This is a genomic window from Haladaptatus litoreus, assembly GCF_900156425.1.
Lineage (GTDB): Archaea > Halobacteriota > Halobacteria > Halobacteriales > Haladaptataceae > Haladaptatus > Haladaptatus litoreus.
In genome coordinates, this window is record NZ_FTNO01000001.1 from 699177 (window position 1) to 721243 (window position 22067).

26 protein-coding genes are annotated in these 22067 nt (G+C 60.9%); 12 read left to right on the forward strand and 14 right to left on the reverse strand.

Annotated features, from left to right (window positions below):
- Window positions 1-32: 32 nt before the first annotated feature.
- Entirely contained in the window at window positions 33-935 is a 903-nt protein-coding gene (locus tag BW974_RS03560) for a glycosyltransferase family 2 protein (RefSeq protein ID WP_076428039.1), read from the forward strand.
- 516 nt (window positions 936-1451) lie between these two features.
- On the opposite strand, the gene BW974_RS03565 is transcribed toward BW974_RS03560, so the two are convergent.
- The gene (locus BW974_RS03565) at window positions 1452-2267 is read right to left on the reverse strand and encodes an amidohydrolase family protein (protein ID WP_076428042.1); all 816 of its coding nucleotides are present in this window, start codon (window positions 2265-2267) and stop codon (window positions 1452-1454) included.
- 162 nt (window positions 2268-2429) lie between these two features.
- Between BW974_RS03565 and thsA the strand changes: the two genes are divergently transcribed.
- From thsA to BW974_RS03580, 3 genes are all read left to right on the forward strand, one after another.
- Window positions 2430-3992: a thermosome subunit alpha gene (gene thsA, locus BW974_RS03570; RefSeq protein WP_076430223.1), complete on the forward strand. Its 1563-nt coding sequence runs from the start codon at window positions 2430-2432 to the stop codon at window positions 3990-3992.
- A gap of 94 nt (window positions 3993-4086) precedes the next feature.
- Window positions 4087-4350: a DUF7520 family protein gene (locus BW974_RS03575; RefSeq protein ID WP_076428044.1), complete on the forward strand. Its 264-nt coding sequence runs from the start codon at window positions 4087-4089 to the stop codon at window positions 4348-4350.
- 38 nt (window positions 4351-4388) lie between these two features.
- Window positions 4389-4658, forward strand: a complete 270-nt coding sequence (locus BW974_RS03580) for a hypothetical protein (protein ID WP_076428046.1) — start codon at window positions 4389-4391, stop codon at window positions 4656-4658.
- 11 nt (window positions 4659-4669) lie between these two features.
- Here BW974_RS03580 and BW974_RS03585 read toward each other — a convergent pair whose 3' ends face one another.
- From BW974_RS03585 to BW974_RS03595, 3 genes are read right to left on the reverse strand one after another with little or no spacing between them, the layout of a single operon-like run.
- Window positions 4670-5272, reverse strand: a complete 603-nt coding sequence (locus BW974_RS03585) for a trimeric intracellular cation channel family protein (protein ID WP_076428048.1) — start codon at window positions 5270-5272, stop codon at window positions 4670-4672.
- Window positions 5273-5300: 28 nt separating this feature from the next.
- Window positions 5301-6056 carry an SAM hydrolase/SAM-dependent halogenase family protein gene (locus BW974_RS03590; RefSeq protein WP_076428050.1) on the reverse strand — a complete coding sequence of 252 codons (756 nt, stop codon included), beginning with the start codon at window positions 6054-6056 and terminating at the stop codon, window positions 5301-5303.
- Complete coding sequence (locus BW974_RS03595; protein WP_076430224.1) at window positions 6053-6571, reverse strand: nicotinamide-nucleotide adenylyltransferase; 519 nt, start codon at window positions 6569-6571, stop codon at window positions 6053-6055. Before BW974_RS03595 ends, BW974_RS03590 begins: the two co-directional genes overlap by 4 nt.
- A 166-nt stretch (window positions 6572-6737) precedes the next feature.
- On the opposite strand from BW974_RS03595, the gene lonB reads away from it, so the two are divergent.
- Window positions 6738-8729, forward strand: a complete 1992-nt coding sequence (gene lonB, locus BW974_RS03600; RefSeq protein WP_076428052.1) for an ATP-dependent protease LonB — start codon at window positions 6738-6740, stop codon at window positions 8727-8729.
- 155 nt (window positions 8730-8884) lie between these two features.
- Here lonB and BW974_RS25365 read toward each other — a convergent pair whose 3' ends face one another.
- Window positions 8885-9022, reverse strand: a complete 138-nt coding sequence (locus BW974_RS25365) for a hypothetical protein (protein WP_175609620.1) — start codon at window positions 9020-9022, stop codon at window positions 8885-8887.
- 158 nt (window positions 9023-9180) lie between these two features.
- Here BW974_RS25365 and BW974_RS03605 point away from each other — a divergent pair, with 158 nt between their 5' ends.
- Window positions 9181-10050: a CPBP family intramembrane glutamic endopeptidase gene (locus BW974_RS03605; protein WP_076428054.1), complete on the forward strand. Its 870-nt coding sequence runs from the start codon at window positions 9181-9183 to the stop codon at window positions 10048-10050.
- Between the two features lie 12 nt (window positions 10051-10062).
- On the opposite strand, the gene BW974_RS03610 is transcribed toward BW974_RS03605, so the two are convergent.
- The 8 genes from BW974_RS03610 to BW974_RS03645 all read right to left on the reverse strand — a co-directional run bounded on the left by BW974_RS03610 (window position 10063) and on the right by BW974_RS03645 (window position 16285).
- Window positions 10063-10500 carry a transcription elongation factor Spt5 gene (locus BW974_RS03610; protein ID WP_076428056.1) on the reverse strand — a complete coding sequence of 146 codons (438 nt, stop codon included), beginning with the start codon at window positions 10498-10500 and terminating at the stop codon, window positions 10063-10065.
- A 10-nt stretch (window positions 10501-10510) separates the two neighbouring features.
- A complete protein-coding gene (locus BW974_RS03615; RefSeq protein ID WP_076428058.1) occupies window positions 10511-10678 on the reverse strand; it encodes a protein translocase SEC61 complex subunit gamma in 168 nt (55 codons plus the stop codon).
- 88 nt (window positions 10679-10766) lie between these two features.
- Complete coding sequence (locus BW974_RS03620) at window positions 10767-10985, reverse strand: hypothetical protein (RefSeq protein WP_076428060.1); 219 nt, start codon at window positions 10983-10985, stop codon at window positions 10767-10769.
- Complete coding sequence (locus BW974_RS24550) at window positions 10955-11191, reverse strand: hypothetical protein (RefSeq protein ID WP_139328811.1); 237 nt, start codon at window positions 11189-11191, stop codon at window positions 10955-10957. Before BW974_RS24550 ends, BW974_RS03620 begins: the two co-directional genes overlap by 31 nt.
- 35 nt (window positions 11192-11226) lie before the next feature.
- Entirely contained in the window at window positions 11227-12384 is a 1158-nt protein-coding gene (gene ftsZ / locus BW974_RS03630; protein ID WP_076428064.1) for a cell division protein FtsZ, read from the reverse strand.
- Window positions 12385-12519: 135 nt separating this feature from the next.
- Window positions 12520-13902, reverse strand: coding sequence for a D-aminoacyl-tRNA deacylase (locus BW974_RS03635; protein ID WP_076428066.1), 1383 nt, complete (start codon window positions 13900-13902; stop codon window positions 12520-12522).
- Window positions 13903-13983: 81 nt separating this feature from the next.
- Window positions 13984-15273: a sodium:calcium antiporter gene (locus BW974_RS03640; RefSeq protein ID WP_084186189.1), complete on the reverse strand. Its 1290-nt coding sequence runs from the start codon at window positions 15271-15273 to the stop codon at window positions 13984-13986.
- 46 nt (window positions 15274-15319) lie between these two features.
- A complete protein-coding gene (locus BW974_RS03645) occupies window positions 15320-16285 on the reverse strand; it encodes a calcium/sodium antiporter (protein ID WP_245799889.1) in 966 nt (321 codons plus the stop codon).
- Between the two features lie 79 nt (window positions 16286-16364).
- On the opposite strand from BW974_RS03645, the gene BW974_RS03650 reads away from it, so the two are divergent.
- From BW974_RS03650 to BW974_RS03660, 3 genes are read left to right on the forward strand one after another with little or no spacing between them, the layout of a single operon-like run.
- Window positions 16365-17162, forward strand: coding sequence for a shikimate dehydrogenase (locus tag BW974_RS03650; RefSeq protein WP_076428070.1), 798 nt, complete (start codon window positions 16365-16367; stop codon window positions 17160-17162).
- A gap of 26 nt (window positions 17163-17188) precedes the next feature.
- Entirely contained in the window at window positions 17189-17860 is a 672-nt protein-coding gene (locus BW974_RS03655) for a helix-hairpin-helix domain-containing protein (RefSeq protein WP_245799890.1), read from the forward strand.
- Window positions 17844-19376 carry an anthranilate synthase component I family protein gene (locus tag BW974_RS03660; protein WP_076428073.1) on the forward strand — a complete coding sequence of 511 codons (1533 nt, stop codon included), beginning with the start codon at window positions 17844-17846 and terminating at the stop codon, window positions 19374-19376. Before BW974_RS03655 ends, BW974_RS03660 begins: the two co-directional genes overlap by 17 nt.
- 197 nt (window positions 19377-19573) lie before the next feature.
- On the opposite strand, the gene BW974_RS25370 is transcribed toward BW974_RS03660, so the two are convergent.
- On the reverse strand, window positions 19574-19717 hold the full coding sequence (locus BW974_RS25370) for a hypothetical protein (RefSeq protein ID WP_175609621.1): 144 nt from the start codon (window positions 19715-19717) through the stop codon (window positions 19574-19576).
- 314 nt (window positions 19718-20031) lie between these two features.
- On the opposite strand from BW974_RS25370, the gene BW974_RS03665 reads away from it, so the two are divergent.
- The 3 genes from BW974_RS03665 to BW974_RS03675 are packed head-to-tail and all read left to right on the forward strand — an operon-like array spanning window position 20032 to window position 21935.
- Window positions 20032-20613 (forward strand): anthranilate synthase component II, encoded by a 582-nt coding sequence (locus BW974_RS03665; RefSeq protein WP_076428075.1) that lies wholly within the window; start codon window positions 20032-20034, stop codon window positions 20611-20613.
- Between the two features lie 9 nt (window positions 20614-20622).
- Window positions 20623-21474 (forward strand): aminotransferase class IV, encoded by an 852-nt coding sequence (locus BW974_RS03670; protein WP_076428077.1) that lies wholly within the window; start codon window positions 20623-20625, stop codon window positions 21472-21474.
- Between the two features lie 50 nt (window positions 21475-21524).
- Window positions 21525-21935 (forward strand): Rieske (2Fe-2S) protein, encoded by a 411-nt coding sequence (locus BW974_RS03675; RefSeq protein ID WP_076428079.1) that lies wholly within the window; start codon window positions 21525-21527, stop codon window positions 21933-21935.
- Window positions 21936-22067: the final 132 nt, after the last annotated feature.

The window sequence follows — 22067 nt, forward strand, 5'->3', positions numbered from 1 at the left end:
ACTTTTACGTATCCGGTATCTGAAAAGCGGATATGAACCTGTCCGTGGTGGTTCCGACGCTCAACGGGCGTGACCCTCTGAGCGCTTGCCTCGACGCGCTCTCCCGGCACGCGCCGGAGGCCGAGGTCATCGTCGTCAACGGGCCATCCGCGGACGGAACGACCGGGATGGTGTGTGACCGCGACGATGTGAGCGCCTTAGTCGAAATTTCCGACCGAAACCTGAACGTCGCGCGAAACGCCGGAATCGCCGAGGCCAGCGGCGACGCGATAGCGCTCGTCGGGCAAAACGTCACTGTCGAAGAATCGTGGTACGACGGCGTTACGCAAGCGATAACGAACGGTACGGATGTCGTAACGGGGCCGGTACACCGAATGGTCAAAGCAGGGATGACGACCGAAACGGTCGAAACGCGGACGATTGCGGGACGGGACGTAACCTACTTTTCGGGTCGAAACGCCGTCTTCAGTCGAGATGCAATCGAGGCCGTGGATGGCTTCGACGAGAACCTGAAAACCGGCGGCGCGCGCGACTGCGCACACCGCCTCGCAACCCTCGACCGGTCGGTCACGTGGTCGCCTGCGGTGAGCGTACGTCAGGGTGAGGGAGACGACGAAGGTGCTGACCGCGATTGGGGAATCAAATATCGCTCGCTTGCGTATCGAATGACGAAAAATTACGGGCCGCGTTTCACGGTTTTCAGACGAACGGTGCAGGATGCAGTGGGTGACGCCCGCGAAGAAGGCCGAGATGTAGCGTCGGGCGAGACGAAACCGACCTTCTGGGTAGGGTGCGGAAAACACGTCTGTAAGGGAATCGCCGTCGGAACGAAAGACGGCGTCCTCGCCCGTCTGCGCGACCGAACCGACGCCCGGAATCCTGCGGGGATTTCGTCGCGGGCAGACCGCGCGGTCGAACGCTACGACTGGCGCTAAGAGGGCGAATCGATGGGAGGGGAGGTCGATACAGACGCGAGATAGTTCTGTGAACTACGTCGATAGACAAAGGAACTAACTTCGACACCGTGACGACTGCTGAGACGGCAATAAGCCACGCCCGAACTCGCGCAATCACTCGTGGCTTCGCCACTCGTTCCTTTACTCGTTCGCCCGTTCCCAGCCAAAACCGCAGGGCGGGCGCGCCTCGGCGCGCCCGCCCAACCCAAATTTGGCTGGCCGTTTTCTTCGGCAATTCGTCTTCTGACACAGTATCGCAAAGCCAATCAGTCACTTGACGGGCGAGTGCACCGCACTCGCCCGCCTGCGGTGTGGTTGCGGAGGCGGTTCGATTGGAGTCGTGAATAGCTAGCGACGTTTCAAAATAGTCTTCTGATACTCCCGTGCAAAACTGCTGTCCGGTAAGTCCACACAAAACCATTCTAGTCTGAAACCGACGATAGACAGGTACGAACGTCGAAAACGCCAGTTCGAACATCTACGTCCCCCAAATCGCTATTCGGCGGAGAGTCCGTCAACGACGCGCGACGGGTTCTTCGTGAACACTTTTCGCATGGCGTCTTCCGGAACGTCCAAGGTCAAAATCTCCATCACGGCGACGTTCGGGTGGGAGTTCGGGGCACCGCTGCCGAACAGGACGCGGTCGGGGTGTTCCATGATGGCCCGTTCCAACTGGTCACGGTAGCGTACGAAACTCGTGTCCAGATAGCAGTCGTCGGAGGAATCGAGGAGGTCGATTGCGTCGTCCATCAAATCCCGATTGAGGGGGTAGCCGCCGAAATGCGAGAGGATGACGGGGAACGACCTGTTGAGAAGAGCCTCCGTGGCGTGGGTCGGTGAAAATCCGTCGCCCGCGTGGACGAGCAGTGGAAGACCGACGTCTTCCAGTTGGTCGAGGACGGCCTCGTCCGGAAGGCCGTCCTGCACCGGGTCGAGTTTGAACCCGTGGAATCGGTCGTCGTAGGCGTACTGCTCGATATCTTCGGGAGAGGTGTGCCACTCCTTCCGTCGCGCGCCGAAGTTCCGCAGTCGGGCCGTCGTGCTTCCGGTCGGGTCGCGCGGGCCGTTGATTCGCGCGAAACTGACGAACGGGCGTTCGACGCTCCGCCGGGCGACGGCGTTGTTCGCGCGAAGATAGCTTTGACCCTCCTGCGGCCCGGGAAAGACGACGGTCGAGACGACGCCCGCTTGATGCATCTCGCGCTCCAACTTCTCCGGCGAGATTGCCCGCCCGCGCGCCGTGACCGCTTCTTCGACGGGGAGACGGGAATGAACGTCCACGACGCGAAAACGGTGTTCCAGTTCCAGCATCTGAAAATTCCTCCCGCGTAATGTTATTTGAATCTATCGGTCACGGGATTCGGATTCCGGATGTGTGTTTGCCTGTCACGCTCCGAACGCAGTGGAAAAGTTTATATAGAATATCAATCATTCGTTGTATTGATGTCAGAATCAGGCTTCGGACAGCGACGCATGGGCGGACGACCGATGTTCATCCTCAACGAGGATTCCCAACGAACGCACGGTCGGGACGCTCAGTCCTCCAATATCGCCGCGGGCAAAGCGGTAAGCGAAGCGGTACGAACGACGCTCGGCCCGCGAGGAATGGACAAGATGCTCGTCTCCGACGACGGCGACGTGGTTATCACGAACGACGGAGCGACTATCCTCAACTCGATGGACATCGAGCATCCTGCCGCACAGATGATCGTCGAGGTTTCCCAGACACAGGAAGACGAAGTCGGCGACGGCACGACGACGGCCTCCGTGCTCGCAGGGGAACTTCTCGCCAAAGCGGAAGACCTCCTCGAACAGGACGTTCACGCGACGACCATCGTGGAAGGCTACGCACGCGCACGTGACATTGCGCTGGAAGCTATCGACGACCTCTCGCTCGATGCCGACATCGACGACGAGATTCTCAAACAGGTCGCAGAATCTAGCATGACGGGTAAAGGCACCGGCGACATCACGACCGAGCGACTCGCCGAAGTCGTCGTGAACGCCGTGCGTCACGTCGAAGGCGACGAGAAGGTCGAACGCGACGACATTCGCGTCCACACGCAGGTCGGTTCGAGTTCCAGCGCGACGGAACTCATCGAAGGAATCGTCACCGACGACGAACCCGCACACAAGAACATGCCGCGTTCGGTCGAGGACGCAACCGTTCTCTGTACCGACGGCACGTTCAGCGTCCGCGAGACGGAAATCGACGCGGAGTACTCCGTCGATAACGTCGACCAACTCACCGCCGCGATGGACGCCGAGGAGAGCCAACTCAAAGAACTCGCCGACGCAATCGCCGACGCTGGCGTCGATGTCGTCTTCTCGCACTCCTCCATCGACGACCGCACCGCCTCCCACCTCGCCAAACACGGCATCCTCGCCTTCGAGGACGTTGACGACGGCCTCACCACCTCCATCGCGCAGGCCACGGGCGGCAAGCGCACGGGCAAACCGGACGACGTGGACGAGGACGAACTCGGTCACGCAGACAGCATCCGCGTCGAGAAGTACGGCGGCGAAGACCTCACCTTCATCGAAGGTGGCGCGGCCGCAAAGTCCGTCACGCTCTTCATCCGCGGCGGCACGGAACACGTCGTTGACGAACTGGAGCGCGCGCTAAACGACGCGCTGGACGTCGTCTCCGCCGCAGTGGACACCGGAAGCGTCGTCCCCGGCGCAGGCGCGACGGAAATCAACATCGCGGGCCGCGTCCGCGACGAGGCCGCAGGCGTCGAAGGCCGCCAGCAACTCGCCATCGAGGCGTTCGCCGATGCCATCGAAGTGCTCCCGCGCACGCTCGCCGAGAACACGGGTATGGACCCAATCGACGCACTCGTTGACCTCCGCGCGGCGAACGACGACGAAGCGGGCCGCGCAGGAATCATCTCCTCCGGCGAAACCGGCGAAATCGCAGACCCAGTCGAGGAAGGTGTCATCGACCCCGCTGCGGTCAAGCGCGAAGCAGTCGAGAGCGCAACCGAAGCCGCAACGATGATTGCCCGCATCGACGACGTTATCGCCGCGAAATAGACGTAAGCTAGCAGTTCACCCCGTTACGATTTTTTGCGTTCGACACTGTCCCGAGTAGCAAGTCCTATCCGCCGAGGGTGCCAATTTCCCAACGATGAGCGAGCGCGTCATTTCGAGTCGTCCCATCTTTCTCGCCACTGCCACAGTCGTCGTTCTCCTCGCGGGTGCAATCGGGTTCGTCGTCGGTACGACCGGTCAGAGTCGCGGCACGGCGATGGCGATTTTCGGCGTTTCGATGTTCGAAATGACGCCGGTAACGATGGCGCTGTTCGGCATGATTCTCACGACCTGCGTGTTGGGGTTGGTGTTCGGCCTCGTCACCTACGTCTCTCGATATGACACCGAACAGACGACGTGAACAATACTGTTATTTTGCTTGAATGACTTCAGGCGAGTATGGCAACTAAATCCTCTACCCGAACCAGCAAGGGCCGAAGCTCGACCCGAAATACACTGGCGATTGCGCTCACGATTCTGCTGGCGAACATGCCCACGCTCGGCGCGTTTTACGTCGCAATCGACACCTACAGTGCCGGAATGGGAATCGGATTTTTCAGGTATCTGACAACGACGATGAGCGGCGCGCTCATCTTTGCCGTTCTCTGGACTGGTATCGTCTTCTTCGCGTTCGGCCCCGCGTTGGTCGAGTCGAGGAACGGTCGGTAATCTAACGACGATTACACCGTCGGCAGTTCCCAGTCGTACCGAATCGCTAGCAGACGGAGGCACAGGACGATTCCCGCGCAGGCAATCGCGCTTTTCTGCGATCCCACTCCGACTTCCACCAACAGCCAGAACGACAGTCCGCCGAGCAGTGCGCAGGTCGCGTAGAAATCCTCGACGAGAACGGACGGAACGTTCTGGAGGAGCAAATCGCTGATGAGGCCACCGCCGACTCCCGTCACAGTTGCGAGCAGTACCACGCCGAATGCGGTGAGTCCGGCATCGTGCGCCACGAGCGCGCCGGTCGTGGCGAACGCCGACAGGCCGATTGCGTCCGGGATTCGGACGACTGGACGATTCGTCAAATCGTCGCTGAATCGTGCGAGAACGACGGCGAGGGCAACTCCCATCAGTGCGACGCTCACGTCGCCCGTTGAACGTAGCGCGACGGGCGTCGTGTTCACCAGCAGGTCGCGGGTAACGCCGCCGCCGAGAGCCGTCATCACGCCGAGAACGCCCACGCCGAGCAAATCGAGGTCGGCGTCGCTTCCGCGAAGCGACCCGACGACCGCGAACGCAAGCAGGCCGACGACGTTCATGATTCCGAAGGCGTCCATCGCTATCGCGTTCCCCGCATCCCGAACGTCATTTTTCCAGCCGAAGGTCGTCCCCGAACGTGACGCCGAACGCGTCGTCGCCGCGGCCACGATTCACCGCGAGTTCGACGTTTCCGTGGCTTCCGACCGTCACGAGTCGCCGATTCGGTTCGACGTGTGCGTAGGACGGTTCGACCGGTGCGGTATCGCCGTTCACCACGATTTCGGTAACGTCGTCGAGGAAGCCGCCCGGAACGTTCGTGATGGCGTTGCCGAAGTCGTCCACGACGAGGATTTCGCCCGTCGCGTCCGATTCGGTGATTTTCGGTTCGGGAAATCGAAGGTCTTCGAATTCCTCCGTGGGCGCGATGTCGGGCAAATCTTCCAGCGAATCGACGCCGATTTCGTGGATTCGGCCCGCGGCGGGCGCGAACACGTCTCGTCCGTGGAACGTCGAACTGTCGGCGTCCTCGTACTCGATTTCGAAAATCTCGGGGTCGTCGGAGTCGCCGAGTTCACGGGCGACCGGAAGCAAAACGCCGTTGTCCGGCCCGACAAACGCGTGGTTTCCTGCTCGAATCGCAATCGCGGCGCGGTCAGTGCCGACGCCGGGGTCAACGACGACGAGGTGGACTGCTGGCGGGAAGTACGGAAGCACTTCGCGGAGCCAAAAGGCGGTTGCTCGAACGTCCTGTCGCGGAAAGTCGTGAGCTACGTCCACGAGGCGGGCGTCGCTGTGCTGGCAGAGGACGCCTTTCATCGCCGCCGGATACGGCGTGCCGAAGTCTGACGAGAGGGTAATCATACGCCGTTCGAGTCGGTCTGGCTGACGCGCTGGATGCGCTCGATGCCGCCGCTCTCCTCGATGACTTCGGTGACGGGTTCGGGGACGAGTTTCTCCCAGTCGCCGCCTTCTACCATCCGGTCGCGAACTTCGGTGCCTTCGAGCACGTCGCGGTTGAACATCGGCGATTGGCGAACCTCGACGCCAGCCTCTTTGAACAGCTGGATGACGAGGGGGTTGTTCGAGTAGGCCACGTCGAACTCCGGACTCATGCTTTGGACGTGGCTCACCCAGACCGAGTTTCTGTCCAAGTCCTCGATTGGAACCGCGTAGGTGACGAGGTCGGAGTCCACGAGGGATTTAGTAATCATCATGATTCGTTCGCCAGCCGTAAACGGGTCGTGCCGAGTGTGTGAGTCCCCGGCGCTTCCGATGCCGAGGACGAGTTCGTCCACTTCTTCGGAAATCGTCTCGACCACGCTGTGGTGGCCGTTGTGATAGGGTTGAAAGCGCCCGATGTAGAACCCGCGGGTCATGATGGATTCGTCGGGCAGCGTTTTTATAAGAGTGACGAGTCGCGTCCGGGATGAACGGCGGTATTTTGAGCGTTTCCGGGCGTTCGTGAGAGACAGGAACACACAGACGAAGGGAGAAAGTATATCAGTTCGCCAGCCTTCGTTTGAATCACACTGAACGAATTCTATGAGTAACGACACCGAAGCTCCACCACCGGAGCAGGAAACAGAGCAGGAGATAGATAGCCTCGGAAGCGATGTGGATGCCGAGGTTGCCGACGAGATCTCGGAAGATAACTTGCTTGGTGGGTTGGAGATAGAAAGCACGGAAGAAGTCGAAATTCCCGACCGACTGGTTGACCAAGTTATCGGGCAAGACCACGCCCGCGACGTGGTGATGAAAGCGGCCAAACAGCGCCGCCACGTGATGATGATTGGGACGCCGGGGACGGGGAAATCGATGTTGGCGAAAGCGATGAGCCAACTCCTCCCAAAAGAGGATTTGCAGGACGTTCTCGTCTACCACAATCCGGACGACGGGAACGAACCAAAGGTCAGAACAGTCCCCGCCGGAAAGGGCGACCAGATAATCGACGCCCACAAAGAAGAGGCCAGAAAGCGCAACCAGATGCGCTCGTTCCTGATGTGGGTCATTATCGCCATCGTGGTCGGCTACGCGCTCCTCATCGCCGGACGACCACTGCTGGGTATCCTCGCCGCGGGTGTCATCTACCTCGCGTTCCGCTACGGTTCGCGCGGGACCGACGCGATGATTCCGAACCTGCTGGTGAACAACAGCGACGTGACCAGCGCGCCGTTCGAGGATGCGACGGGGGCACACGCAGGTGCCCTGCTCGGCGACGTTCGCCACGACCCGTTCCAGTCAGGTGGAATGGAAACGCCGAGCCACGACCGCGTCGAGCCAGGTGCAATCCACAAGGCCAACAAGGGCGTGCTGTTCGTGGACGAAATCAACACGCTCGACATCCGCAGTCAGCAGAAGTTGATGACGGCGATTCAGGAGGGCGAGTTCTCCATCACCGGCCAGTCCGAACGCAGTTCGGGCGCGATGGTGCAGACCGAACCCGTCCCGACCGACTTCGTCATGGTCGCGGCAGGAAATCTCGACGCGATGGAGAACATGCACCCCGCGCTCCGTTCCCGTATCAAGGGATACGGATACGAGGTGTACATGGACGACACCATCGACGACACGCCCGAGATGCGCCGCAAGTACGCGCGCTTCATCGCGCAGGAAGTCGAGAAGGACGGTCGCCTCCCGCACTTCAACGAGCAGGCAGTCGAGGAAGTCATCCTCGAAGCCCAGCGCCGCGCCGGACGCAAAGACCACCTCACGCTCAAACTGCGTGACCTCGGTGGTCTGGTTCGTGTCGCAGGCGACATCGCTCGCGCGGAGGACGCGGAGTACACCACGCGCGACCACGTCCTACAGGCAAAGCGCCGCTCGCGTTCCATCGAGCAACAGATTGCCGACGACTTCATCGAGCGCCGCAAGGACTACGAACTCACCGTCTCCGACGGCGACGTGGTCGGCCGCGTCAACGGCCTCGCCGTCATGGGCGAGGACAGCGGTATCATGCTCCCCGTGATGGCCGAAGTGACGCCGTCGCAGGGGCCCGGCCAAGTCATCGCGACTGGCCAACTCAAAGAGATGGCAGAGGAGTCCGTGAAGAACGTCTCCGCCATCATCAAGAAGTTCAGCGACGAGGACATCAGCGAGAAGGACGTTCACATCCAGTTCGTGCAGGCTGGCCAGCAGGGCGTTGACGGTGACTCGGCGTCCATCACGGTCGCTACGGCCGTCATCAGCGCGCTGGAAGACGCGCCGGTCGAGCAGGACGTTGCCATGACCGGTTCGCTCTCGGTGCGCGGCGACGTGCTCCCCGTCGGTGGCGTGACCCACAAAATCGAGGCCGCCGCGAAGGCGGGCATCAAGACGGTCATCATCCCGAAGGCGAACGAGCAAGACGTGATGATAGAAGAAGAGTACGAGGAGATGGTCGAAATCATCCCCGTCTCGCACATCAGCGAAGTGCTCGAAGTCGCCCTCTCGGGTGAACCCGAAAAGGACGGTCTTATCGACCGCCTGAAGAACATCACCGGAAGCGCGCTGGAGCGCGAAATCGGCGGCAATACGGGCCGCCCCAGCCCGCAGTAGCCGGTACCCGCAGGATTCGTTTTTTCTATTTTCGCAGTCGTGAGTTGCGATGATGAATGGTCTGTCTCCGAAGATTTCGCGTCGAAGATGACCGATTTGTATCTCGAGTTTGTTGTGTGATGGTTAATTCAAACGGGACACTACAAATCACGACTCTACGCCACGCCCTCGTTTACGCGGTCACTCGTGGCGGAGCCACGAACGATTGATTGAGTGGGGGCGAGGGGGAAATCGAAGATTTCCTGTGCCGCGAAAGCAGTTCCGCTTTCGCAGGCGTGGCTTGGAGTCGGCATCTGCAGCCAGCATTCCATCACAGAGAACACTATTTCGGAGAGGTCGTGGCGTGGAATCGTAGCTTCTGCAGTCAAGGAACCCACTCAATACCACATCAACCATCGAGAACGTCGTGAGTAGATAGCTTTTCCCTACCAAAGACCTTACACGGAAACGAATGCCCGCGCCGAACTGGAACGCTTTCACTGCTGTCACACTGGTCGTCCTCGTCATCCTCATCGCGCTGGCGCGGGCCTCCCAAGCGATGCTGGCCGGGGAGGACGACCAGTCCGCGGTGTCTGAAATCGACTCGAAGCCTGATTTGGACTCATCTCCGGAGTCCGAATCGCAACCCGATTCCGAACCGTATCTGGAGTCCGAATCCCACCCCGTTTCCGAACCACGTCCGGATCCTGAACCACGTCCAGATTTCGAGTCGAATCCCGAGGACGAACAGTCGCATCAGGAGTACGAGATGACGACGAAGATGCTTCTGTTGAACGTCGCGCTGAGCCAAGGGCTGTTCGGCGTGATGCTCGTCGTCGCGGCAGTGCTGGCCGGAATCCCGGCCATCGCACTCGGTGTCGAATCCGCGACCCTGCTTCAACTTGGAATCGGCATCGCCCTCGGCGTCGCGTTGTTCGTGGCGAACGAACTCGGCCAGCGCGGGGCAGACACGCTGGGCATCGACTACGAAGACGGTTTGCGCGAGATGCTGACGCCGGATTCGCTCCGCGGATGGGTGCTCCTGCTCGGCGGTGCTCTACCCATCATCGCGGGGTTCGAAGAACTGTTGTTTCGCTCGGCGCTCATCGGCGTGCTGGCCAGCGGCTACGGCCTGTCACCGTGGCTTCTGGCCGCGCTGTCGTCAATCGCGTTCGCGGTCGGACACGGCGCGCAAGGCCCGGCCGGAATCCTCGTGACGGGCGCGCTTGGCGGCGTGCTCGCCGCCGCCTTCATCGCCACGGGAAGCCTGCTGGTCGTGGTCGTCGCTCACTACCTCGTCAACGCGCTGGAGTTCGTGGTTCACGCCGGGGACGAGGCGTGAGAGGGTCGACTTTTACCGTTCCTCTGAATCCAGCACACGAATCTGGTCACCGCGCACGGTAACCGGAATCGGAACGGTCGCTTCGTACAGTTCGACCGTCACTTGGTCTTTACCTTCGTCGATGCGCTGAACTTGGGCTTTCTCGCCCTTGAACGGGCCAGCGATGAGTTCCACGATGTCTCCCTCCGCGATACCCTCCACGTCGGGCGTGGGCGAGAGGAAGTGTTCGACTTCGGAGATACTGCTCACGCCGGGCACCATGCTCCGGGCGTGAGGAATCTCCTCCAGCACGCGGCTGATGACCGCGTCGTCTTCCGCCTCGACCATGACGTAACTCGTCAGCGAGTCGGGGGCGAGAACGGCGTGAATCTCCGGTTCCTCGCGGTTGACGATCATATCCGCGACGGTGCGTTCCTGACTTGCCGTGGTCTTTACTGCGTAAATTGACATGGTATTTAAGTTAGGCCGGGAGGAAGCTCATCACGACGAAGATGGTGAAGCCGAGCAGTCCGACGAGGAGGATACCCGCGCCAGCAATCTTCGAAATCTGTGAAAATTCGTCCCACGAGGGTGTACTCGCCAGTTTGAGCACGCGAATGTACGACGCGACATCGAGTTTGACATCCATAGTTAGTTGTGTTTAGCTATCGGGCTTTTTCTATCTTTCCAAGGTCAGCCGAGAGCGTCGTTTGTGTAGACAGGGGAAGCACCCCCACTTATTGACAACCGCTTGCCATCGAATCGAGCGGAAATTCCAGTCGATCGGCAGTTCGAACGCGAATCACGACCCAATAACACTCTCCCGAACGATTTCTCGCAAGAATTTGCTGGCGTTTCCACTCTCCGTCGTCCATGCGGGCTTCGATGGTGAACTGTCCTTTTTCGTGCGTCCACGGTTCGTCGATTACCGGCGCGGGATTCGATTTCGTTCCCAATTCTGACGACCGGGCGAGCGAATAGTCTGCCCGTGAACCGTCTCTCCCTTGCGCTCGATACGGACGTGAATATCGTGGGACGAATCATCGAGATTGATGAGCGAGACGTTCGACAGTTCGACCGACTGCGAACCGAACGCGGAACAACCAGAGAACGCCACCGCTGGCGGAATGCTGGAAAGCAGTTGCCGTCGGTGCAGGGTCATTCGATTGGTTTCGTTGAGAAAGAGAAACCGTTCGATTACTCGACGTAGTCGATGTCTTTCGTCTGGCTTTGTGCTTGCGCCCGCTCTTCGTCACTGCGACCGTAGATTTGCGGCGACTGAACGCCGGTGACGACAATCATGGTGCGCATGGAGCCCTCCAGGTCCTCGTCGATGGAGGTACCCCAGATGATGCGTGCGTCGGGGTCGATGCGGTCGTAAATCTGTTCGACCACGCCTTCCGCCTCCTCGATGGACATGTCGTTGCCACCGGTGACGTTGACCAGCGCGGATTTCGCGCCGCTGATGTCTACGTCGAGGAGCGGCGAGCGCAGGGCACTTTTGACCGAGTCCTGTGCCTTCGAATCCGAATCGCTCTCGCCCAGTCCAATCATCGCTACGCCGCCTTTTTCCATGACGGTACGAACGTCGGCGAAGTCCAGATTGACCAGTCCGGGTTTCGTGATGAGTTCCGTGATTCCCTTCACGGAGCGCATGAGAACTTCGTCCGCGACCTTGAACGCCTGCTTGACGGGCAGTTTACCCACGGAGTCGAGCAGTCGGTCGTTCGGGACGACGATGACCGTGTCGCTCACGTCGCGCAGTCGCTCCAGTCCGGCCTCGGCGTTGGTGCGTCGGACTTCACCTTCCGCTGTGAACGGCGTCGTGACGATGGCAATCGTCAGCGCGCCCGCTTCGCGCGCGGCTTTTGCGACGACCGGGGCGCTGCCGGTTCCGGTTCCGCCACCGAGTCCAGCGGTGACGAACACCATGTCCGAGCCCTGAATCGCGTCATAAATATCCTCCTGACTTTCGAGCGCGGCTTCCTCGCCGACCTGCGGAAGCGACCCTGCGCCGCGTCCGCTGGTCTTTTGCTCGCCCATCAGAATCTTCGTGTCCGCTTCGATTTCCACGAGGTGCTGAACGTCGGTGTTCGCGGCGACCAGCGACGCGCCGTGGATTCCTTCTTCGGCCATTCGGTTGACCGTGTTTCCTCCGCCACCGCCGCAGCCGACGACGGTGATGTTCGTCTGGAGGTCTTTGAGTACGTCTTGTAGTTGATCGTCGGTCATCGTGCCCGATGGGGTCGTACCCGACGGGGCGGCCTCGTTTCTGGCACCACCGATTTGCGTCTGGGAGGCGTTTTGTTGCTCCCCTTCTGCCTCCTCAATGGCGTCTTCGACAATGGAGTCCATCCTTGAGGTTTGGTTTACCAACGCAGATTAATTATCTTTCCCCTCTGGATGACGCACGTCTGACGACCGTTCGCACATCACACATGTATTAATCAATATGTGACCAACTGATTTACCACGCGAAACGTTCCAAAATCATATGGAAAACCGATGTGTGCGTTCGGTTCGCACGGCTTCCGGGGGAATCGTCCGTTCTGCGACCGTTACCGCGGTTCCCGCCGAGAGTTTCCCGAATTTCGGTCCCTCCGAAACACCCAGTTTCCGGGCTTTTTCGGGGTCGAAGCCGACCTCACGCGCCACGATTTCGTCCGGCGTTCGTTCGACCTCGTCGTACTTTCGGTCGAGAAGCGCCGCCAGCGCGTCGATGATGGCGTCGTAATCGCCCGGGCCGTGAACTGCCGCCCGCCCCGAAACTCGCGTTCCCCCTTGTTCGGTTTCGAACGCGATGGCGTGCTTTGCAACCGCGTCTCGCGTCTCCTCGCGGTCGATTCCCGTCGTGCTGTCGAGTAAGTCGCTGGGAAGCGAGACGACTTCGAACTCGTTCGGGTCGTCTGCATCGTCCGTGTCGCCCGCACTGTTAGTGTCGTCCGCACTGTCCACGTCGCCCGCCATCTCCCCGAATCGCAGTCCGGATTCGACCGACGACAGTTCGGTTTCCAGTTCTTCCCCGAGCGAGAGGGAAACCCCGGACACCTCCCGAACCCACGTCTCGCTCACGATTCGGTAGCCGAGGTCGGCGACGACCGATTCCAGTTCCGGGTACGCTCCCTCACAGACTGCGTACTCCGCGCCGCTTCGCTCGAACGCCTGCCGAATCGTTTCCCGTGCCTGTGACTTCTCCGGCGACCCGAGTTCCTCCAGATTCCAGTCCGAGGCGATGTGGCCGACGGCCCAGTCCGTCTCGCGGACGATTCGCTCGAAGCGCGGGACGTAGTGACCGCCGCCGAAACCAACCAGCTGTCGCTCACGCGTCGGTTCGACGCCGCGAAGGTCGAGGATGGCCTGCGCGACTGCGCGCGCCGCGTCGGAATCGCTCCACTGTTCGTCGCCGCTTCCGAGTTCCACGAACATGGACGGAACGCCAACTTCGCTCGGCCCGTGATGAGTACACTCCATGCCGACCTCGTAGGATTCCGGCGCGTGCTTGTCGAACGAATCGAGCAGTTTCTTCTGCGCGTTCGGGGACGTTTCCGCGAGATTTCCGTCCGTTCCGCCGTACTCCGCCGGGCCGAAGTTGCCCGTGAAGTGTGCCGTCAGCAGTGGGCCGGTATCGCCCGAATGGCGGGAGGCGAAGACGAGCATCTCAGGATCCGAGAACGCCTCTGCAACGTTCTCGATGTCGAGGTGGAGGGATTCGAACTCGCGGAGTTCGAATCCCTCGCGCTGGTAGTACGCCCCGCCACCGTCGGCGTCGGGGCGAGAATCGTCTTCGTTTTCCGTCCACTCCGCTTCCGAACGCAGATACTCGCCGATGTGTTCCGACGCATAATCGGCGCGGCTGACGACGACGGCAATCATGGTCAGAACTCCGTGCTAAAATCGAAAAAGGGCGTCGAATGTGGGTTGACTTCTACGGGCACTATCGAAGTGCCGAAACGGTCAGACCTGTTCTGCCGGTGCCGGTTCGCCGCCGGAAATGCGCTTGTAGACGCGGCCGACGAGGAATTGCAGCGCCTCCCGACGAGTCGCCAACAGCGCGAGTCCGAGGACGATGTAGACGGCGCTGAACGCGATGAGTGCGTCGTAGTGGTGGAAGTCGGGGTACAACTGTACGAGGAACAACACGAGCAGTGCGAGGGCTTCGCGGATGCTGATGGTGAAGTTGACCAGAATTGACAGCGCGAAGAAGCTCTGTGCGGCGGTGAGCCAGATTTCACCGGCTTGTTTCTGGCCGAGCGGCAGGGTTTCGAGACTGCCGAGCGAGATGCTGTACACGAGGACGAGGGTTCCGATGAGGAGCGTCCACTGGTTGAGTTTCGAGGAGATGAGCGCGTTGAACGCCGCCGTCGAACGCGCCTTGTTGACCAGATACGCGACGACGATGAGTTCCGGACTCTCGCTGGCGAGCGGCGCAACCCACTGAATCATCAGGAACGAAGGAACGCCGATTTGCTCTCCGTATGCCTCCAATCCATGCGCGAACGGTTCGACGGCGGTGAAAATGACGACAGCCGAGAACGCGAACATCCCGAGGTAGATGGGAACACGAATGCTCTTTTTGAACGACTGGAAGTACGCCGGGACGCCGACCTGCTCCTCGTCGGTGTGCGGCGCGTTCAGCGTGAAGATGATGTACGTGAAGTACAGGCCGACGAGGAACACCATGTCAGGCCATCCGATGCCGTCGCCGAGGGGCACGAAGAAGGCGTAGACGGTTGCGGCGAAGAGGAAGAGGATTTCAGTCGAAATATCCGGGTCGAGTTTCACCCGGTCGGCGAGGAAGCCCCTCCGACTTTCGACCGCGGGGTCGTTCGTCGTCTTCGCTTTGTAGATGGCGAACACGGCGATAGCCGACCAACCGAGTCCGATGAGGATGCGGTTCGCGCCGGTCATGTTCGCGACGGCGAGGCTCGCGTTCTCCGTCCCGCGAGGGGTTCCGGCGAACGCGCCCGCATTCCACGCGTACAGTGCGTCAACTGCGTATTCGGGCGCGACGGCGAGAACGGCGAGGATAGCGAGCGCGAACGCGCGTGGAACGTCTTCCTCCGCCGTCTCGGCACCCCATGCGAGCAAAAACGATGCCCCGAGTACCGAGATTCCTGTGATGGCAATCGTTTGGAGTGTCGAAAGGGAATGGGCGTTTCCAGTCGCCCACAGCCCCATCCACGGTGCCGTCAGAAGCACCGAAAGCAAAACTGCTGTAAGAGGATGTCGTAATCGTCCGGTCATCGAAAATCAGTTGCTGGTCGCTTAAGGTAATCCTTGCGTTCCGGAATCAGGGGAATAAGAGGAAGACGAACGCACCGTATCCGGCGACGAGCATCAGACCGTTAAATCGCGAGACGTGGAGTCGGTGTGCCATCAGTGCCATCGCGCCGACGGTGAAGGCGATGAGGAACGGGAACTCGAAGTTCTGCGTCGCAACCGGAACGTTCACGGGGACGACCAGCGCCAGCACGCCGATAACCGCGAGGATGTTGTAGATGTTGCTCCCGATAACGTTGCTGATGCTCAAGTCCGCTTCGTCGCGGGCGGAACTGACCATCGAGGTGGCGAGTTCGGGAAGCGAGGTGCCGAACGCCACGACGGTGAGGCCGATGAAGAGGTCGGAGAAGCCGAACCCGCGGAGTAGTTCGACGCTTCCCATGATGAGCAGACGCGACCCCGCCAGCAGGACGGCAACCGAGAGGACGAACATGCCGACGGTGCGCACGTTGACGGTTCCGTCGTCGCCGACTTCGTCGGTGACGGCGGCCTCGTCGCCGCCGCGGCGCGTGTGCCGGAGGATGTAGATGGTAAAGATGACGAGAACGGCGAGCAACAGCGCGCCGTCAGCCGCACCGAGCACGCCGTCGCTTCCCAGAACGACGAGGAGGACGACGGCGGCGAGCATGAACGACCCGTGTCGCCATAGCAAGTCGCGGTTGACTGCCAGCGGTTGGACGAGTGCGGACGCACCCAACACGAGGCCGATATTGGCGATGTTCGACCCGACGATGTTGCCGAGGCCGATGTCGCCGGAGACGGAGACAGCACCGATGAGGCTGACGAACAGTTCCGGCGCGGTCGTCGCAAAGGCGATGATTGTAACGCCGATAGTCACCGGAGCGATGCCGACGCCGAGCGCGAGCGACGATGCGCTATCCACGAGCAGTTCTGCACCGAAATAGAGGAGGACGATACCACCGAGCAGTAACAGCAGGTCGGTGGACATTCCCATCGTGAGTTGCGGCGCGTACATTGTCTTCCTGATTCATTTCACCACCAATATATATTACTTCCGACGAATGGGTTATTCGTTAGCAGACCACAGATGACGTATGGACGTTTACGGACTGCTCGGCAATCCCGTCGGCCACTCTCTGTCACCACCGATGCACGAGTCAGCATACGACGAACTCGGATTGAACGCGAGATATGTAACTTTTGAACCAGAAAAAATCGAGGCAGCAATCGAGGGCGCACAGGCCCTCGGCATCCAGGGATTGAACGTCACGATTCCGTTCAAAGAAGACGCCCTCTCCCATGTCGAAGCCGATTCGCTCGCGGAGCGAATCGGCGCGGTGAACACGATTGATTTCTCTGGCTCTGGAACTCCAACCGGCCACAACACGGACGCAGAGGGCGCGCGCCGCGCGTTCTCCCGCCACGACGTGGCGCTCGACGGTACATCCGCGGTCGTCGTCGGTGCTGGCGGGGCGGCCCGCGCGATCGCGTTCATGCTGACAGACGAGGGCGCGACGGTTCGGATTGCCAACCGAACGGTCGCGCGCGCCGAATCGCTAGCCGAGGACGTGCCGGGCGCGAGCGCGCACGGACTGGACGAGTTGGGCGACATCGTTCCCGAGGCGGACGTGCTGGTCAACGCGACGAGCGTCGGGATGGAGGAGGACGTTTCCCCGGTTCCGCAAGCGGTTCTTCACCCCGGCCTCGCGGTGATGGACGCAGTGTACCGACCGCTCGAAACTACACTTCTGCGCGAGGCGGCCAACATCGGGGCCACGACCATCGACGGCGCGTGGATGCTACTGTTTCAAGGCGTCGCGGCGTTTGAAATATGGACAGACGCATCGGCTCCCGTCGAACGGATGGACGCCGCCTTGCGAAGACGCCTTTAAGTGATGGGACTTTGTACAGTCACGTAATGGGGCTTATCACACGGCTGAAATCGCTGCTCGGTCTTGGCGATGAGCGTTCGCAAACGCGCCAGCGCGACTCCGGCGTGACGATAGAACGCGAACCGACCGAGACGCGAGAGCAACCGGATGCGACGAACGAGAAAGCGGTGAAAAAGACAGAACCCGACGAGTCCCCGGAATCGGACGCGACCCCGGAATCGGACGCGAGCGTCTCGACCGAGGACCTCGTGGACGAACCGACCGACCACATCGAGGAGGCCGAAGCCGAATCGAAAGCCGAGTCGGAACCGGAAACCGCCGCGGAACCGGCGGAGGCCACCGGGCCGTCCGCGGAAGCGGGACAGCCCGCACAAACCGAGGCGACGGAACCCGAACCCGGCCCGGAGGAAATCGAAGAAGCGGAATCCGAGGAAGTGGAAACCGGGGACGCGGAACCGGAGACCGAGGAACCCGTCGATGAAATTGAACAGGCGGCGGAACCCGAACCGGAGACCGAGGCTGGCAGACCGCTCGAAGACGTGAAAGGTATCGGCCCGGCGTACGCTGAGCGACTTCGCAACGCGGGCGTGGCCGACACGGCGGAGTTGGCGGTCGCCGATTCCGAGGAACTCGCGACAGAAACCGACCTCTCGGCGAAGCGAATCGAAGGCTGGATAGAGCGTGCAAAATCGATGTGAGAAACCGGCGGTCGTCACCTCGTGGTCTGCGTACCGCGAGGTGGCTCGCGACGCACCGCGCGGCGCGAGAATCCCCGTCGAAGTTCGAATCGACGTGGACGACCCGTTTCTCGCCTATCGACGCGCACGAGACGGTTCCGGCGGCTTTTATTTGGCAACGACGGGTGGACAGTCGGGGTGGGGCTATTTCGGCGTCGAACCGACAGCGCGACTGCAGGCGCGACAGGGTGCGAACTCGCTGTTCGGCGGAGCAAGCGGTGAGTCCGCTAACGAGTCGGGAACGAGCCTCGCCGCGCTTTCGGGCGTACTGGACGACGAACAACTGATTCGCGGGGACTGTAGCGTTCCGTATCCCTGCGGCCTGTTCGGCTGGCTTTCCTACGACCTCGTGCGCGAGTTGGAGACACTTCCGGGGTTGGCGACGGACGACCGAACCCTGCCGCAACTCCAGTTCGGACTGTACGACTGCGTTGCGTCGTGGGAAACGCACGGTGAAGCGGTCGAGACGCCGGAAACGACCCTCCGAGTGACGGCCTGTCCGCGACTCGGCGACCCCGATAATCCAGACGCGACCTACGAAAAAGCTCAGGAAATGGCGTGTGTCCTCGCCCAATCTGCAATCGTCGGCGACGAAGCGGTCGGCGACCCGCCCACCGACGAACAGGGGCCGTTCGTCAGCAGTTGCGGCGAGGAGGCGTTCGCGGAGCGCGTGCAGGCCGTCAAGCGGTACATCCGCGACGGCGAGACGTTTCAGGCGAACGTCTCCCAGCGACTCGAAGCGCCCGCGAGTGTGCATCCCGTCGAAGCCTTCGACGCGCTTCGGCGCGTGAATCCCGCGCCGTACTCCGCGCTCATCGAATTTCCGGGCGTCGATTTGGTCAGTGCCAGTCCGGAACTCCTGCTCTCAGTCGAGGGCGAACGAATCGTCACGGAACCCATCGCGGGAACTCGAACGCGGGGGGAAACTGCGGCGGCGGACGCGGAACTCGAAGCCGACCTGCTCGGTGACGAAAAGGAGCGCGCCGAACACGCGATGCTCGTGGATTTGGAGCGCAACGACTGCGGGAAAATCGCCGAGTACGGAACTGTCGAGGTGACGGATTACCGCCGGGTGGACAGATATTCCGAGGTGATGCACCTCGTTTCGGAGGTCGCCGGACGGCGGCGTTCCGGAGTTGGATTGACCGATGCAATCGCGGCGCTGTTCCCCGGCGGGACGATTACCGGCGCGCCGAAACCCCGAACGATGGAAATCATCGACGAACTGGAATCGACGCGTCGCGGGCCGTACACCGGAAGTATCGGCATGCTCGGCTTCGACGACCGGGCAACTCTGAACATCGTCATCCGGACGCTGGTTCGCCATCGAGATGAGTACCACCTGCGCGTCGGGGCCGGAATCGTCCACGACTCCGTGCCGGAACTGGAGTACGAAGAGACGCTGGCCAAAGGAAAGGCGCTCGTGAAGGCGATTGACGAAGCCTTGGAGCGCGAGGATGGGTTTTCGGTGGAATGACGGGTTTGAGAAAGTGGTATTGTGAATCAGGGGCGGTATTTCAGAGAGTGTTGCTCCAGCATAGAATCTGAACCGACCTCTTTCTCGGTGTTGCTAGCTACTGCCGGCTCCCATGAAACAGCAACCGCACCACAGCCTCCCCAACCGACTCCTTCGTTCCTATCGTCGCTCAGTCCTCCACCGGAAGACGTTCCTGCTCAGTCGCTTCGCTCCCTGAACGGGCCTGCGACTCCCGAGCCGTCGCTCACTTCGTTCACGACGACCTCGCGCGGGCGAACCGGAGGGTTCGCCTTCGCGCGCCGCGTGGTCTCTTTGTTTTTCTGAAACTTCACCAACTCCATGGCGCGTGCGTCAGCAAGCCCGAGGCGTTTACCGCCGAGGGTCTGCTGGGTTCGCGCGAGGGATGACCAGAACGAACGCAGTGAGTGGCGGGAATCGGTTGGGGAGGTGTGTGGCCGTCGCGGTGGCGGTCTGATTGGAGTCGTGACTTGCTCGCACTATCTGATCTGAGAAAATTTCGATTACTACTTTTCATCCCCCTCGTAGTGCGTCTGTTTGCCCCTCTCAAATCTCAAAATCCAATCGAACCAACAAGGTTTAGCGGAAACCCGCGAAACTCACGACCAAGACGCGAAACCCACACAAACCCTCGAAAATGATTCTCGTCATCGACAACTACGACTCGTTCGTCTACAACCTCGTCCAGTACGTGGGCGAGTTCGCCGACGAGGTGGTCGTCCGGCGAAACGACGCCATCGACATCGCGGGCATCCGCGAACTCGACCCGGACGGCATCGTCGTTTCGCCCGGTCCCGGAACGCCGGACGACGCAGGGGTTTCGGTTCCCATCTTCACGGAGACGACCTATCCCGCGCTCGGGGTCTGTCTGGGCCATCAGGCGCTCTGTGCTGCCAACGGCGCGCCCGTGGTTCACGCTCCGGAGGTCGTCCACGGTAAGCCCTCGACCGTGGCCCACGACGGAAACGGAATTTTCGCCGGACTCCCCGAAACGTTCGAAGTCGGGCGCTATCACTCGTTGGCGGTCGAACGCGGCGACCTGCCGGAGGTGCTGGTCGAAATCGCCCAGACCGCGGACGACCGTCGAACCGTGATGGGGGTTCGACACGCAGAATTACCGCACATCGGCGTGCAGTTCCATCCCGAGAGCATCCTCACGGACGAGGGAAAACGGATGATTCGGAACTTCTGCGAATCGTGCGATGCTGTGAAGCGATAAACCAAAACCATGCAGTACCACGTGAACGGAAATCTCGTCCCCGCGGAGGAAGCGACGGTCAGCGTCCGCGATAGGGGATTCATGTACGGCGACGCCGGATTCGAAACCCTGCGCGCCTACGGCGGCACGATGTTCGAGTGGGAGGCCCACGCAAATCGCCTCCGGAGAACCTGTGATGTGCTCTCCATCGACCACGGAATCGGCGACGGAGAGCTTCGAAAGCGAATCCACGAGACGTTGGAAGCAAACGACCTGCGGGACGCATACGTCAAATGTTCGATTACGCGTGGTGTTCAAGCCGGGAAATTGACGCCCGGCCCGGCGGACAATCCGACAGTCGTCGTCATCGTTTCCGAACTTCCGCGTGGGGGGAAACGCGGAACCTCCGTCTGGGATGCCCCGGCCACCGCCGAAATCGTGAAAACTCGGCGGGTTCCCGACCACGCGCTTCCGGCGCACGCGAAAACGCACAACTACCTGAACGGGACTCTGGCCCGCCTCGAAACCGAGGCTGACGAGGCGCTCATGCTCGATTTGGATGGGAACCTCACGGAGGGCGCGACGAGCAACCTGTTTTTCGTCCGTAAGGGCGTGCTCCACACGCCCTCGCTTTCCGGGGCGATTCTGCCCGGAATCACCCGCACGGTCGTCCTCGAACTGGCCGACGAGTTGGGGATTCCAACTCGAACCGGTTGCTATCGCCCGGTCGACCTCCGGCGCGCGGACGAGGCGTTTCTGACGAACACGACGTGGGAAGTTCGCCCGGTCGGTTCTCTCGGTGATACCGAATTGGAGATCGGTTCCGTTACCCGCGAACTCGCGACGGCCTTCGACGCGCTGGTGGAATCACGCCACTACTGATGCACTCCCATTGAAAAGCCTCAAGCGTCTTCGCAAGCAACTCCCCGGCGATGGACGAGAACAGCCGCATCGCTGCGCTTTCGGAACTCCCCGACGACAGCACCTTCCTGTTCACGATTCGGGACGGCTTCGACGAGGAGGAAGCCGTGTTGGTCACGCAGGACGAGGACGTGCTCGCGTGGAAAAACTACTGCCAGCACTGGACGGACGTGCGTCTCGACAAGGGTAACGGGGCGACCATGCGCGACGGTGAACTCGTCTGCGGCAAACACGGCGCGCTGTTCGAAGCCGATTCCGGCGTCTGTTCTTACGGCCCGTGTGAAGACGCCGTCCTCGATTCGGTTGACGTGACCGTCGAAGATGGTGCAGTGTATCTGACCGACCCGGACTACGAGTTCGTTCAACAGGGGTCTTCTATCGAGTACGATTTGTCTTCGAATCGCTCGCTTGGATTTGAGTAATGGGCATTCGAGTTGTATTTCGGTTGCTATTCGATTGTTTGCTTTTGATTTTTACTGTGCCAGTTGGTTGTTTTCGATAGCAAATCACGACTTCAATCAGACCGTCACCGCACCGCGCTCGCGGCTTCACCG